Below are 13,885 nucleotides of genomic sequence, written 5' to 3' on the forward strand. Positions count from 1 at the left end.
TTCAGCTGGCGGAGGCCGGCGCACAGAACGATCATGTGAAGCTCGAGCGCACCGTCGCGGCGCTGGTCGCAGAGGCACGCGGCAAGCAGCATCACACGCTTGCTGATCGTCTCGCCAAGGCGCTCGGCGCAGTGGCACCTCGCCCGCGGCAGGCTCCGCGCGCTGTCGGCGGCAGCGTTCTTCCCGATAAGGTCCGCGACCTGCTGATCGAGCGGCCCGCTCGCCGAAGCCTCGAGGACCTGACCTTGCCACCCGAGGTGGAGGGGCAGGTAAGGGATTTGATCGAAGAGCAGAGTCGCGCCGATCTGCTCCGTGCGAATTCGCTCGATCCGCGCCACCGGGTCATGCTCGCGGGACCGCCCGGAAACGGCAAGACGACACTGGCGGAGGCGATCGCATTCGATCTCGGCGTGCCATTCTTCACCATTCGCTATGATGCCGTGATCGACAGCTATCTCGGTGAGACGGCTGCCCGGCTACGCAGGGTGTTCGATTTCGCGCGCGCGACGCCATGTGTGCTCTTCCTCGACGAGTTCGACGCTCTCGGCAAGGAGCGTGGCGACGTGCACGAGACCGGCGAAATCAAGCGCGTGGTGTCGTCGCTGCTGCTGCAGATGGACGACCTGCCGTCTTACACGGTCATCGTGTGCGCCTCGAACCATCCCGAGCTGCTTGATCGCGCGGTCTGGCGTCGTTTCCAGCTTCGACTGGAACTGCCGATGCCGTCTCGCGCGGATCTCCGGCGTTGGCTTGAGCACGTCGGTGCGGATCGCCGAGCGCTCGGTGTCGATCCGGCGGCACTTGCCCGTGGTCTGGAAGGCGGCAGCTACGCAGAGGCGGAGGAGTTCCTGCTGGACGTCAAGCGCAAGATCGTTCTGTCGAACGGGCTGCCGAACGTCGTCGTCGCGCAGCAGTTAAAGGTGTGGAAGAAGCGGTTCGGTCCGAAGGCAGGGGTAGCGATTGAGAATGGCCGACAAGAACCAGATCCTACCGCTCACTCGGACACCTGACGACGGTCTTGCTAGAATAAACGGTCGTCAAGACAAGCGCCGCCGTTATACGGTCGCTCCTGAAACGCAGGCAGCGCGGCTTAGCCGGATCGATCGCGACTTCGCGAATATTCTCGATCGCGACGACATCCAGGTGCTCGACAATCCTTCGTCGTTGGCCCCGGAGCGGGCTCTCGTGATCGAGATCATAGGGTCACCGAAGCGATTCGTGAACGCCGCGAGGAAGATCGGGTTGGAATGGTTGGCCGAAGAGGTTGCGATCCTCCGCGGGGTCCGCTCGTATTTCGATCCTGGTCTTGGACTGCCTGACGAGGACGGGGAGGAGAACGATACCGACCAACTTGATGAGGACGATTTCGACTTCCTGCTCGACGATCGGGATGGTGGCGAGGATGATCTCGCGATTGCAAACGAGGAGTCGGGCGGGGCGCTGTATCTGGGCATGCCGACGCGGGAGACGTTCCGGAGCCTGCGCAACCTGTGGGACCTCTTCAAGGCCAACAAGTCTCCACCGGATGGCCATGGTGACTGGTGGGGGCTTTTTGGACTTTTACACGACATTCGTCCCTGGGGCCCGGAGGACCGCATCGGCGAGGCCGCCCGGCAGCGCCTGAAGCTCGAACAGAGCCGCCACGCGGGAGACGACCTGCGGGTCGAAGTCGATCTCTGGTATCGGGGCGACGCGCTGACCCGCGCTCGTGCCGTTGGTGAACTCCGCGACACGGTCGAAAGACTGGGAGGAGCCATTCTGGATGAGCTACGGATCGACGAAATCCTGTATCATTCGGCGCTCGTGCATCTTCCAGGCGCAGCGGTGGACGCGATCGTCGAGCGTTCGGGACCGTTGGCGCTGGATGACGACATCATGTCGATCCGGCCGCAGAGCGGCTTCCGGTTTAGTCTTGAGGACCTCGTCACCGACGAGGATCTGGACGATGGCAAGGGCCCGGAGGACCCCGTCCGCGCCTCGATTGGAGCGCTTATTGACGGTTGGCCTGTCTCCAATCACGTGAAGCTGCGCAACCGGCTCGACGTCATAGAGCTTGACGTGGCTGACACGCTTGCCCCGCTGAGCAAGCGGGTGCACGGCACCGCCATGTCGTCGCTCATACTTCGCGGGGACCTCCATCACGACGATGGGCCACTGGACCGCCGCTTGAAGGTGGTGCCTGTCCTCCTGCCCGACGGCGGCTTCGAAGCGCCGCCTCGTGACAAGCTCGCGCTCGGCATCATTCATCGCGCGGTGATCGAGTTGAAGGAGGGGACAGGGGGGCAACCTGCCAGCGGACCCGACGTCGTGATAATCAACCACTCGATCTGCGACGAGGCCTTCGGGTTCGCGGGGACGGTCAGCCCATGGGCCCGGCTGCTCGATCATTTGGCGTGGAAGTATAAGGTCCTTTTCGTCGTCAGCGCGGGCAACATCCGTGACACGTTTGAGGTGCCCGGCTACCCGACTGGCGCGGACATGCGCTTGGCGACGCCTGAGCATCGGCGTGGCGAGATCCTGCGGGCAATAGACGCGGCCAAGGCACAACGGACGTTGTTTTCGCCTGCCGAGTCGGTGAACGGCCTCACCGTGGCGGCCGCGCATAGCGACGGATCGCCGCATAGGCTGACTGGGAATGCGACCGATCCGTTTGTGGATTTCAAAGCGCCCAACCTGGCGTCAGGGCTTGGTCATGGGTTCAATCGATCGGTGAAGCCTGACGTGATGCTTCCAGGTGGCCGCCAGGTCGCACATCCGACCGAGGGCCAGATCCTGCGGGTCCACGGTCGAGAGCATCCTGCGAGGTTTGGTCAGAGCGTTGCAACGCCGGACCCCAATCATGGCGACCTGACGATGACCCGTCTGTCGGCCGGCACTAGCAACGCCGCCGCGCTTGCAACCCGGACTGGACTGCTCATCGGGGACGTTCTCGACGACTCTCCGATCAACGCGGGAGGACCATGGTATACCAGGCCAACGGCGGCGTCCGTGCTGAAGGCGCTCATCGGTCATGGGGCAAGCTGGGGAGAGCTGGGACGGGACATGGCCTCGATACACTCGTCGGCGGGTTCGCTGCCCAGACGGAAGGAGGCAGTCTCGCGGGCGATCGGCTACGGGCCGATCGACGAGAGCCGGATTTCGCTCGGGGGTCCGCATCGTGTCACGCTTCTCGGCGAGGATTCGATCGGGATCAAGGGTCGCCACGAGTGGCGTGTTCCACTGCCGGACGAGTTCTTTGCGTCGACCGAATTCAGGAAGGTGGTCGTCACGCTGGCGTGGCTCACGCCGGTTACGCCCAATAGTTCGCAATACCGGACGATTGGTCTCAATATGATCGACGATAGCGGCAAGACGCAGCTCTGGCAGGGGATGAAGCGCGTGGGCTTCCAGCCCGCCGTCGGTTTCGCGCGTCGCGGCACGTTGATCCACGCGGTCTATGAGGGAAACAGGAAGGCTGTCCCTATGGATGAGAGGGGAGATTTCGTCATCAACGTGCAGGCCAACTGCAACATGCCCGGGATGACGAAGTTGATGGTGCCCTATGCGCTCGCGGTAACCATCGAGGTCGCCGATACGATAAGGGGCGATATCCGTGACACGATCCGCGATCGCCTCCGCAGCCGCAGTAGGACGAGAACATGACCGAATTCGACGAGCAGCTGAGCCTCTGCCATCAGAGCGAGACGGTTGTCGCCGCCTTTCTCGAGCACCTTGGCGACATCGATGGGGCGCGGGAGCTACTTGAGGCGGGTGCCCGGGGCCAGGGTCTAGCGTTGTTCGACAGGCCTTGGAACTACTCGACGCACGTCTACGGCTTCATCGAGGCAGGACGTAACGATGATGGTCTGATCCCGGTCACGCCGGCGATCCGGTCCGTGGCTGACCCGTCGCTCGTCGGTCGGCAGATCAAGGTAACGCTCGATGGATTCCGCGTGGCTGCATATCCCGGGATAATTGGCAAACATAAGGTGCTGATCGATTTCGAGGGTCGGGATCAGGCCGGTGCAGAAGCCCAGGACCTGCGGTTCGCAACGGTGCTCAAGGTGGGCGACAAGGAGTCGGCAGCGATAAGTGGGCTGCCGATCTTCACTGGTCTGACGGTTCCCGGAGACGGTCTCTCCTTCAAGGTCCGCACCGTCCTTCTAAGCAACGAGGGCGATCAGGCGATCATCGACGTGCTGCAGAGTTCTCTGTTCAAGGAGGGGCTCAAGCTGATGGGCACCGTGCAACCGGCGTTGCCGCAGCTCGTCGCGCTCGCTGGTGGCGTCACCCAGAATCTCATTCGGCGCGAGTGGAACAAGCAGGTTCAGGAATTTGAGCTGGGTCTGGATTTCAGTGGGTCCCGCACGTCGGCGCGCCTGCGGAAGGGATCCTACGTGGTCGTGCAGGTCCCCGGGGAGAACATGTGGAGGTGGGACCGGTGGGCTCTAGATCCGAGCACGATGGCGCTCGTGGACGCCGACGGCAACATCGCCCCATACAACACCATCGTCTTCGCAGTGACGGACAGCACGGCCGAGACCGGTACTTCGGCCATCAGGGCCGCAGGTCGGAACGGTCTGGCTGTCGCGGACGGCAAACCCATAGCGAAGCCTAGACCCAGGCCGAAGAGATCGACCAGCGCTAGCTGACCGCGTGCGCTCGGTCAGCGGGGTTACGGACAGGGTTTCCGCGGGCACGGATATCGTCTGACCACCGCGGGGGAGGGCTTGGCATTGCCCGCAGAACACCCGCGACCGACTGCATCAGTGTATAATGTGAAGCGCGCTCCAGCTGGATTATTTCAAAGACGACAACCGGGCACGCTGTGTGTCCCGGGGTAGCCTTGGAAGACTTCGATGAAGATGAAATCGATCGCATCCGTTCTGCTTCTGACGATCACCGCGGCAGCGCCGGCTTTTGCGCAGACGAAGCCCACGGTGGTGCTCGTCCATGGCGCCTGGGAGACGGCCGGAATCTGGGGGCAGGTCGAAGCCGGCCTCGAGAAGGATGGCTTCCGTGTTCGCACGGTCAATCTGCCGGGCCGGCCCGGAAATCCGGTCGCACCCGAAAAGGTGAGCCTCGCCCTCTACCAGAAGGCCGTTTCGGCCATGGTGGACCAGGAGAAGGGCAAAGTCGTTCTCGTCGGCCACAGCTTCGCCGGGTTCCCGATCTCCGCCGAAGCGGAGGCTGAACCGGCCCGGATCAAGACGCTGGTCTACGTTGCGGCTTATCTGCCTAAGGATGGCCAATCGCTCCTGGGGCTTCCGATAGGGAGCGAGGGTGTCTGACCCCTCGGGAAGCGTAACGTGGCCGGTCGCGGCGTACGTGCTCCCGAAACCCTCGTCGCCGGATCAACCCGGCGCTCGAGATCTGGCGTTGGGATAGCTGCTCCGCGGATTAACTCGGAATGCCGGAGGACCTAGATGGCGATCTTCATACCAACGGCGATCGGCACCACCTTCGCGCCATAGGCGCGCTCGAATGCATTCACGGCGCGCCATCCAGTGCAGTGGCCGGGTAGTATCAGGTCCACGTCGAACTGAGCGAAGTCGGCGACGGTCTTGCCGATGATGGCTTCGTTAGCGCCCGACAGATGGTAGCCGCCGATGACGGCATGGATCGGAACATCCGGCATGTCGCGCCGCGCGGCATGAAGCACGTTCACGATCCCGGCATGGGAACAGGCCGAGAAGATCACCAGCCCTTTGCCGCGCGGATTGAGCGCAAGATACTCGGGAGACTTGTGGTCACGTCGCGAGGGATCGAGGTGATGCGAGATGTAGGGGATGGCGAAGACTCGAAAGCCGCCGATAGGGGACGCCAGGCTGTAATCGACAGCGGTATCTACGACCTCGAGGCTTGACCGTCCAACGGAAAGGTATGTGGAGTCGATGAAAGTGATTCTGCCGACGGTGTATCCCTTGGCGATGTCCGCGGCGCTTGGCGACGCCCTGACGACCCGACCCGGAAGCTGGTCCTCGTGAGCCACTATGTAGGACGGGTCGAGGACGGAGTAGTCGCTGATTTCTCGAGAGGTTCGTAAACGTTTGTAGTCGAGCGAGATGCGCAGGCCGTGCGCGAACGCTGGTTCGATTATGAAACCCACGGAAAGGGTCCTCGCAACCTGCGGCTTCACATTGGGCGAGCCGCCCGACAGCTGGAACTTGAAGTCGCTCAGCGAGAATGGAGGCGTCCCGCCGCGCTTGGGGTGCGACATGTTGAAGGTTAGGGTGTTGGATCCAACCGGTGTGATCTGGGAGGCCGTAGGGGGCGTGTATGCTCATCGCAGGCCTGACGGGATCGCGTTGATCACGCGGTCGTGGCCCAGCGCCACATCGCACTTGCCGAGATGATCAGCACGACACCGAGTGCGAGCGCCATAACGCCAACCATGCGGAACGCGTATATCTTCCGTTCGTCCGTCGCGCGCGCGAGTGCGATGATTATGGCGCTCCCGATAAGAACGAAGGCGAGCGCGACTATGAGCATTATGACGATGCTCATCTGTCGCGACCGTCGTAATTACGAGCCGAGACCACATTTACGATCCCACCGTCGCTCACGCCGGCTCTGAACATTGCCTGCGTCAACCGCTTCAAGCCGCGCGGTCATGGATGCCGACGTCGATCGCGATGCGCGGTACCGCATGCGTCGAGATCTGGACCGTCAGAACTTCCCACTGGGAGCGCCGGGCACCGGTTCAATATGGCGCGATTTCCGCGCGTATCGCGGCGAGTTCCGGTCCCATCTCATTCGACATGCCATCGAGCTCGGTTGTGACCGAAGCGTTGTAGCTGGAGTGCACCGCTAGTCGATCTATGGCAGCTGTGAAAAGTGGCGCCGTTGGAAGGATGGGATCGGTGGCTGCGTTAAATACCGTGCTGAGACCTTTCTGGTCAATCAAGCCTTCCTGTTCAGCGCTCAGCGGGTTGTCTCGAGCCCTGCGGACAACACTTTTGGTCCGCCGATCGAAACGTGCTTTACGGATTGCCGCCTGTTCAAATTCAATCGCGTTCGGCATCGAGCGTCTCCCGGGAGTCACATAGTTGACTGATTGAGCCCGAGGGTCGTCCTTAATGCTTTTGCCCGCCATTATACCTGCGTATCGCACGCCACGCATATGAGGGACGGCACGCAGGAAAAACAGGGAAAGAGCTGAAAATGTTGTTCTCGGCATCCACGCTGCATCATGCCTGGTGGCGACACTCGTGGAACTCAGCCTCAACCGCACAACCCGTTTCGGTCACGACATGGCGGTTGAATTATCGAATGTGAACGGTTAGACCGCCAGGAAGATAAGGAGAACACATCATGTCCGAAGTGATCGACCGGAACGCTGCTTCCACCCGCTCCGCGGTGATAGCTTCCCGTTCTGCAAACCCCGCCCTTCAGCGGCTTCGCGATCGCGTCGTCACCGGCACGCCTGCAAGCGATGTCATCACGAGCTACGACCGGATGCACCACCGTCACAGTCGTTCATAGGATTGGGTCATGCCCGGAGCGAGGATCACATCTTTCCTCGTAAAGATCGCGTCGAGGTGTAATCTCGATTGTGATTATTGCTACGTGTATCATCACGCCGACCAGAGCTGGCGCACTATGCCGCGTCTACTTTCCGACGAATGCCAAGCGGCATTCGCGCGGCGCATCGCCGAATACACGGCTGCTGCAGAGATTGATCGGGTTACCGTCATCTACCACGGCGGCGAGCCTTTGCTCGTCGGCCATGCGCGCATCGTGGACTTTACGCGAACACTTCGGGCAGCCGTCGGCCCCCGAGTAGAACTAGACGTTGGCATGCAGACCAACGGCTTGATCCTGACGGATGCGGCGCTCGATGCTTTTGAGTCCGAACGCATCGCGGTTTCTCTGAGCATGGATGGTCCGCGTGGTGCGCATGACCTGCATCGCAAGACGCGCAAGGGTCGGTCCAGCTATGATCGCGTCGAAGCAGCGCTGGAACGGCTCAAGCTCCGGCCCTCGGTCTTTTCAGGGGTCATTGCGGTCATCGACGCATCGGTTAAACCGGAGACGCTTCTCTCGTTCTTCGCGGCGCACGGGGTTCCGCAGCTCGATTTTCTTCTGCCCGACTCGCATCACGATCATCTGCCACCAGGCCGGCTTGTGGACCCCGGGCTCTATGAGCGATGGCTGATCGAGGCGTTCGATGCTTGGTTCTATAGCTATCCTGAATTGAGGGTGCGCACTTTTGAGGCCCTTTTGGATGTGATCGCCGGTCTTCCTTCGGGGACGGATGCATTTGGGTTCGGTGACGTGAGCCTCGTCACGCTCGAGACCGACGGGACTTGGCACGATCTCGACGTCCTCAAGGTAGCGGGTGCCGGTGCGACGCGACTGGTCGGATCGGTGATGGATACCTCGATCGAGCAGGTCGCGTCGTCCACTGCGCTCGCGGCTCATCGCCGCATGCTTACACGGTCTGGATTGTGCGAGGCCTGCCGCGACTGCGACATCGTCGACGTCTGTGGCGGGGGATCATTACCCCACCGCTTCGGCAATGGTGGCTTCGACAATCCGACCGTCTATTGTGCGGAGATGAAGGCGCTGGTCGCTCACGTCCGGAAGCGTCTGCACGAAGGTCTTGTCGGACCCTCGAAATCCGACGATGCCGTCCCGGCCTTCGACCTTGGCGAGTTCGAGATGGCGGAGACCAGCCGTAATGTCGTCTCCGACCTTCGTGAGGAAGCCCTGGCGGATGATTCCGACGGGCTCCGGGCGGCCCTCGACATTCTTGCTGACCTTTGCATCGGACCGCCTGTCGATCAAATTCGAAGGATCGCCGGTCGGGCGGGCACCGTGGCGTGGCAGCGCGCGGTGCGTGGCCGAGGCGAAGGACGGATCATTTGCGACGTGGCTGGGCAAGCGATCGAGATTGACGACGAATACCTTGAGCATTCGGCCGCTGCTGTCCCGACGGTCGGGTCGCTTGAGGTCGCGCTAGATGACCCGTGGCTGCGTAAGCCTTTCGGGGCCACCATCGTGTTTGAGGACGAGTCCGTCGCGCAGCGCGGTCGCGCGCTGGTCCTGCAAGCGCTCCGGATCATTGATGAATGGCGGCCAGCGCTGGCTGAGGAGTTGCAGGCGATATGTTCTGCAGTCCAGTTCGTGAGGGATCCGACAGCGCACCCTGACAAGATCGTCTCGTTCAGCGACGACTCCGTGCCGGGCGCGCTCTACGTCTCGATCAGGCAAGGGAGCGGTCTCGTCGACGTGTTCGATCTCGCGGATTCCCTTGTGCATGAATACCGCCATCAGAAGCTCTACCTATTTGAGCGCCGTCACCCGACGACCGTCCCGGGCGCGCTCGTGGTGTCTCCATGGCGTGAGGAGCTCCGGCCGGCGTCGGGCCTGCTGCATGCGGCCTTTGTCTTCGTGGAGCTCCGGCGTTTTTGGGAACACGTGCGTGATCGCGGGCCTTCGCGTCTGCACAACCGCGCCGTCGCACAGCTCGAGGATACCGAGCGCAACCTTGAGCAGGCCTTCGAGACCCTGAGGCACAGCCAATTGACCGCAGCGGGTCGTGCCCTGGTCGACGTCCTTGCCAGCAGGGAGCGCAGGCTTCCAATAGCGGCGTGACGCTCCGGGTGCCTCTTGAAGCGCTACCGCTGGAACTGCACGCTCGCCACGGTCGGTTGCGCGACTATTTCTGCGACAAGGATGCTGAGGCCTCGCTTGATGGCTCGGGGTGGCGTCTTGAGCTTGCATGGCCCAATGCGCCCGAGCGGCACGTCGACACCCGTATCCAAGAGGTTCTGGCGGACTGGGGTAGAATCTCTCTTTCAAGCATGGCGATGGCTCGATGTCGCAGTGGCCGCGTCCTCACCGCTCTTTACGACACCTGGACGCTTCCCAGCTGGAGCGAATGGGCTGACCGGGCCAAGCCAGCTGCCAATGATCCCATCACGATTCTGCACATCGACGACCACCGCGACCTTGGCTCGCCGCGTCTGGTTGTCGACGACGACGGGTTTCGGGACCTAATCACGGGGCGGCTTTTTGATGTCCGTGATCCGTCATCCGTGCGGTCGGCCTGCGAAAGCGGAGCTGTCGGTATGGGCAGCTTCATGACCCCGTTTCTGTGGGAGTTCGCCAGTTGCGACGTCCGGCATCTTGGTCAGGCTCCTAAGATTTCAGAAACGGTCGACCACGCGATCGAGCGCCCGACGGTGGTGGACGATCTGCTTGCGCCAGGAAGCGAACGCCCCGCCATAAATCTCTTGCAGGCGTCGTCTCCTGGCCCGGGGCGCTTTAGAGCGACCGACGACCTGTCGGCGTGGTTGGAGGACATCGGACCGGGACCCATCCTTCTTCACGTGGACATGGACTATTTTAACAATCGATACGACGGCGATGGCGACTGGCCTGACCGTTTTCCGAGGCTTGATCCTCCAATCACCGAGGTCCTCGCACGCATTGACGCGGTTGCAGCCGCGCTTCGGCAGGCGGGCGTCGTCGATCGGATTGTTGACGCTGTGGTTGCCTATTCGCCCGGCTTCTTCCCCGCCGAGATGTGGCGGCCAGCGGACGCGCGGCTACGGTCAGCGCTGCCGGAACTCTATGAGTAGCGTGGGTCCCTCGCCGGGATCGCGGCGGCGGAAGCCCGCGCGTCCAACTCCAAAGCCAAAGTCTCCGAGGCACATCCAGGGGCCGAAAGTGGATGATAGGCAGATTTCGCTTGTGACGCGGCCTGGCAGAAAGTCGAAGGGTGACGGCCCGCAGGGCGAATATTGGGAGATTCAGCTCGATGGCGTTCGCGCTGGTGAGGTCTTCGTCAACGTCATCGACGAACCGCCAATCGGTCGGCACGCCTCGCTCCAGATATATCTCCTCCGGACCGTTCAGGGACGTGGCATCGGAAGGATCGGCTACCGTCTCGCAGCCGACGCCAGCCAGCACCCGACGATCTTCCTTCACATGCGCAAGTCTAATCCAGCGTCCCGCATCGCTGCGGAAGCGGCGGGCTTCGTGGACGTGTCGCCACCCGACATCAGGCAGCTCATTCTGAGGCGGTCTCGGGAGACGAGATGAGTGCCAGGGCGCCTCGCTGGTTGCCTGCCTCGGCGACAACGGATGTTGACCAGATCCGCTTTGGCGTGCGCCCGGCCATAAGGCTTTTCGCAGGGCAACGGAGTTTCGAATTGCGCCGTTGGGCCCGCATCAACGGATATTTCGCGGCTTCGGATTGGGATGGCTACGTCGTCCTCGCGCGCCGACCCGCATTGGCCCGAATGGCGCTCCGTGTCGACCGTCGGCCCGGTCGACACACGGCGGCGCTAGGATTGCTTCTCGGCTATCCGCCATGCTGCCGCCGAGCGGCGGCGAGAGTTGGAGACGAGGGTATTGATCGCTGGCATGATGTTGTCGCCGGCGGCAGGTTCGTTGGGCTCTACAAGCTGATTGATCCAGGCGGATACCTTCACGGACTAGCCCTGAATTCCCACATTCCTTGCTCGCGGCGCTGCGCCGCCTCACTTGCGATGGCGCTGAAGACTGCAACATGCGCTCGTTCGTAGTCATGCCCTGCCTTGACGAGGCTGCCTTTGCAGGAGACGCGGCACGATCGTTGCTCGCGCCAAACGTAGGCCGCATGTCGGACCTTAGTCTGATCGCTGTTGACAATGGTTCAACCGATGGCACGTTAGACGTCCTAGCGAATCTTGCTCGGGAATTTCCTGGCCAAGTCCACATCGTCGAGGAACGGCGACGCGGATTCGTCCCGGCGCGCCGACGCGGTGTCCAGGAGGTGGTCGACCTCGTCCGACGATCTGGCACCGCGGAAAATCAGGCTCTTGTTCTGCAGGCCGACGCCGACACGGTATACCGGCCCGGATATGTTCCGGCGATGGAGGCAGCCTCCGATCAGGTGGAGAACGCGGTGCTAGAAGGCGCGGCTGGCAGGCCCGCCGAATTTGCCGCCATCCATCCGACCTACATCCTAGCTGAGCGCGTGGTGGATGCCGCGATGGAGGACTGGGAGGCCGTGGATCAAGATGACGTCGTTGTTGACGATAAGATTTGCGCGTTCAAGCTCTCGGACTATCTTCGCTGGGGCGGGCTGTTTGAGGAGACGGACGGGATCGGCGACGATATCCATGCGGAAACGACACGGATGTTCATCCGTGCGCGGCTGATGCACGGAGCAAAGAAGGTCCGCGTCAATCCGGCCGGCGCGGCGTCGTCTCGTCGGCGGGTGATGGAGGATCCGCGTTTGCATTATGCCACGCTCGGCTTTCCTCGCACGAAGTCTTGGCGTGAGGAATTTTCACGTCTCAAGGTTCCGGTCGATGTGGATTCCTTCGCGGCGTCCATCTTGGAGGATGGCGAGCGGGAGGCCGTCTGGCTACGGAGCGCACATCTGCTGGCGCTATTCCGATACCTACCGGCCTACGTCCTCAGCGCGGGGTGTGGAAGATCAACGCTTCTCGAAAGCCAAGACGTGAGATCGGTCTTGGCATTACTGCCCGCAGCGGATGCCGTTGGGATCGCGGCTAGCCCGGGACGTGCGATCGAGGCCATCTTCGCTTTGATTGATCGATGTCCGGACCTGTTCATCCGCCGATCCGTCGAGGGCCCAGGGGCGGGGTCAATCTGACATCGCCGGTCGCGTCACCACCGAAAACCGACTTGTCATCTACAAATGAAAAGGGCGCCACCGCCGGTGACGCCCTTCTCGGCACTAGTGGTTGGTGGCTAGGGTCAAACCTGTGTGCCGCCATCTCCGAGATTTGATACGATCATTGCCTTCTCCGTGGCGCACATAGCTGTGGGTCCGGCGCTCGGGGATGCCGGGCATCATGGGCAGAACCGGCTGCTCGCGGTCGAGCGCCTGGATCTGGCTCTTCTCATCGACGCTGAGGACGATCGCGCGGGTTGGCGGTGAAAGGTAAAGCCCGACGATATCGCGCACCTTGTCAACGAACAGCGGGTCGCTCGACAGCTTGAAGGTCTGGCTACGGTGCGGCTGCAATCCGAAGGCGTTCCACATCCGGCGGATCGTCGTATGCGAAAAGCCCGTCTCTGCCGCCATCGACCGGATCGACCAGTGTGTCGCATCGGTTGGTGTCGTGCGCAGCGTCCGCTCGATCACGGCAGCCACCTGATCGTCGCCGATCGTGCGCGGCCTGCCAGGGCGCGCTTCGTCGAGCAGCCCGTCAATACGATCGGCCAAGAAGCGCCGACGCCACTTGCCCACCGTATGTTCGTGCACGCCAAGCTCGCTCGCCACGACCTTGCTTTGCAAGCCCTCGGCGCAGCGCAGAATAATCCGGCATCGTTCCGAAAGCGAGCGCGATACCCGGTGCCGCCGCACCTGCCGCTCAAGATACGCACGCTCCTCCGCCGTCACCACCAACGGCTCAATCGGACGACCCTTCGAAAATGCGTTAGCCATCAACGCCTCCCTCTCGGAAAACGCCTCATACAATGTGATTTACTTCAGTTCCAGATGACTAGAGGATGCTCGCGATGACATCCTTGGCGGCGATGGCCAGACCGTAGATCATCGATCCAGCGACCAACGCTGCTATCGCCCAATACTCGAGCGCTCTGGCCGTCTGGCGCCATCGGGGTTCGTCGTCCATTCCCGATCATATGCCGAGGCGACGCCTGTAGGAAAGGCCGGTCAGCGTGTTTCCAGATCGCGGAAGGCCACGACGTCGTTCTCGGTCGCCGGCCAGAGGCCTGCCTAGACCTCCTGCGGATGCTGTTGTGCCACGGCGCTCGCCTCACTTATCGTTCCGTAGAACAGGGTCACTGCGGCGGCGTCCTCTTCACTCAGATGATAGAGGCGGACGGTGGCGGTGTCGGAGATCTTTCGCCTTCCCGAACCATGTAGCCGCGCATCGGCGGCATCAAGCGATCAACGAGATACCCTCGATTTGCT

The 13,885-nt window shown here is 62.1% G+C and carries 13 protein-coding genes and 1 pseudogene; 9 read left to right on the plus strand and 5 right to left on the minus strand.

The genetic code is table 11. From position 1 onward, the window contains the following. Window positions 1-35 precede the first annotated feature (35 nt). From HMP06_RS04540 to HMP06_RS04555, 4 genes are all read left to right on the plus strand, one after another. Window positions 36-1,010, plus strand: a complete 975-nt coding sequence (locus HMP06_RS04540) for an AAA family ATPase (RefSeq protein WP_232089864.1) — start codon at window positions 36-38, stop codon at window positions 1,008-1,010. After that, on the plus strand, window positions 967-3,642 hold the full coding sequence (locus HMP06_RS04545) for a S8 family peptidase (RefSeq protein WP_176496030.1): 2,676 nt from the start codon (window positions 967-969) through the stop codon (window positions 3,640-3,642). The genes HMP06_RS04540 and HMP06_RS04545 overlap by 44 nt, the downstream gene beginning before the upstream one ends. Further along, window positions 3,639-4,631, plus strand: coding sequence for a hypothetical protein (locus tag HMP06_RS04550; protein ID WP_176496031.1), 993 nt, complete (start codon window positions 3,639-3,641; stop codon window positions 4,629-4,631). Before HMP06_RS04545 ends, HMP06_RS04550 begins: the two co-directional genes overlap by 4 nt. 207 nt (window positions 4,632-4,838) lie before the next feature. Then, window positions 4,839-5,270 (plus strand): alpha/beta fold hydrolase, encoded by a 432-nt coding sequence (locus tag HMP06_RS04555; protein ID WP_176496032.1) that lies wholly within the window; start codon window positions 4,839-4,841, stop codon window positions 5,268-5,270. A gap of 131 nt (window positions 5,271-5,401) precedes the next feature. On the opposite strand, the gene HMP06_RS04560 is transcribed toward HMP06_RS04555, so the two are convergent. From HMP06_RS04560 to HMP06_RS04570, 3 genes are all read right to left on the minus strand, one after another. Then, window positions 5,402-6,199 carry a hypothetical protein gene (locus HMP06_RS04560; protein ID WP_176496033.1) on the minus strand — a complete coding sequence of 266 codons (798 nt, stop codon included), beginning with the start codon at window positions 6,197-6,199 and terminating at the stop codon, window positions 5,402-5,404. A gap of 92 nt (window positions 6,200-6,291) precedes the next feature. Further along, complete coding sequence (locus HMP06_RS04565) at window positions 6,292-6,486, minus strand: hypothetical protein (RefSeq protein ID WP_176496034.1); 195 nt, start codon at window positions 6,484-6,486, stop codon at window positions 6,292-6,294. Window positions 6,487-6,682: 196 nt separating this feature from the next. Further along, window positions 6,683-7,003 carry a hypothetical protein gene (locus HMP06_RS04570; RefSeq protein WP_176496035.1) on the minus strand — a complete coding sequence of 107 codons (321 nt, stop codon included), beginning with the start codon at window positions 7,001-7,003 and terminating at the stop codon, window positions 6,683-6,685. Window positions 7,004-7,293: 290 nt separating this feature from the next. Here HMP06_RS04570 and yhhA point away from each other — a divergent pair, with 290 nt between their 5' ends. The 5 genes from yhhA (at window position 7,294) to HMP06_RS04595 (ending at window position 12,595) form a co-directional block, all read left to right on the plus strand. After that, the gene (yhhA, locus tag HMP06_RS04575) at window positions 7,294-7,464 is read left to right on the plus strand and encodes a YhhA family cyclophane-containing RiPP (protein WP_176496036.1); all 171 of its coding nucleotides are present in this window, start codon (window positions 7,294-7,296) and stop codon (window positions 7,462-7,464) included. Window positions 7,465-7,473: 9 nt separating this feature from the next. Continuing rightward, entirely contained in the window at window positions 7,474-9,579 is a 2,106-nt protein-coding gene (gene yhhB, locus HMP06_RS04580) for a cyclophane-forming radical SAM/SPASM peptide maturase YhhB (RefSeq protein ID WP_176496037.1), read from the plus strand. Next, on the plus strand, window positions 9,576-10,568 hold the full coding sequence (locus HMP06_RS04585) for a hypothetical protein (RefSeq protein ID WP_176496038.1): 993 nt from the start codon (window positions 9,576-9,578) through the stop codon (window positions 10,566-10,568). Before yhhB ends, HMP06_RS04585 begins: the two co-directional genes overlap by 4 nt. An 88-nt stretch (window positions 10,569-10,656) precedes the next feature. Then, window positions 10,657-11,031 (plus strand): GNAT family N-acetyltransferase, encoded by a 375-nt coding sequence (locus tag HMP06_RS04590; RefSeq protein ID WP_176496039.1) that lies wholly within the window; start codon window positions 10,657-10,659, stop codon window positions 11,029-11,031. A 487-nt stretch (window positions 11,032-11,518) separates the two neighbouring features. Continuing rightward, window positions 11,519-12,595, plus strand: a complete 1,077-nt coding sequence (locus tag HMP06_RS04595) for a glycosyltransferase family 2 protein (protein ID WP_232089945.1) — start codon at window positions 11,519-11,521, stop codon at window positions 12,593-12,595. A gap of 153 nt (window positions 12,596-12,748) precedes the next feature. Here the strand turns inward: HMP06_RS04595 and HMP06_RS04600 are convergent. Both HMP06_RS04600 and HMP06_RS17970 read right to left on the minus strand, forming a co-directional pair. Next, a pseudogene (locus HMP06_RS04600) lies at window positions 12,749-13,393 on the minus strand (IS630 family transposase); the annotation flags it as partial. Window positions 13,394-13,451: 58 nt separating this feature from the next. Next, window positions 13,452-13,583 (minus strand): hypothetical protein, encoded by a 132-nt coding sequence (locus tag HMP06_RS17970; RefSeq protein ID WP_269473401.1) that lies wholly within the window; start codon window positions 13,581-13,583, stop codon window positions 13,452-13,454. Window positions 13,584-13,885: the final 302 nt, after the last annotated feature.

Origin of the sequence: Sphingomonas sp. HMP6, from assembly GCF_013374095.1 — a bacterium.
Taxonomy (GTDB): domain Bacteria; phylum Pseudomonadota; class Alphaproteobacteria; order Sphingomonadales; family Sphingomonadaceae; genus Sphingomonas.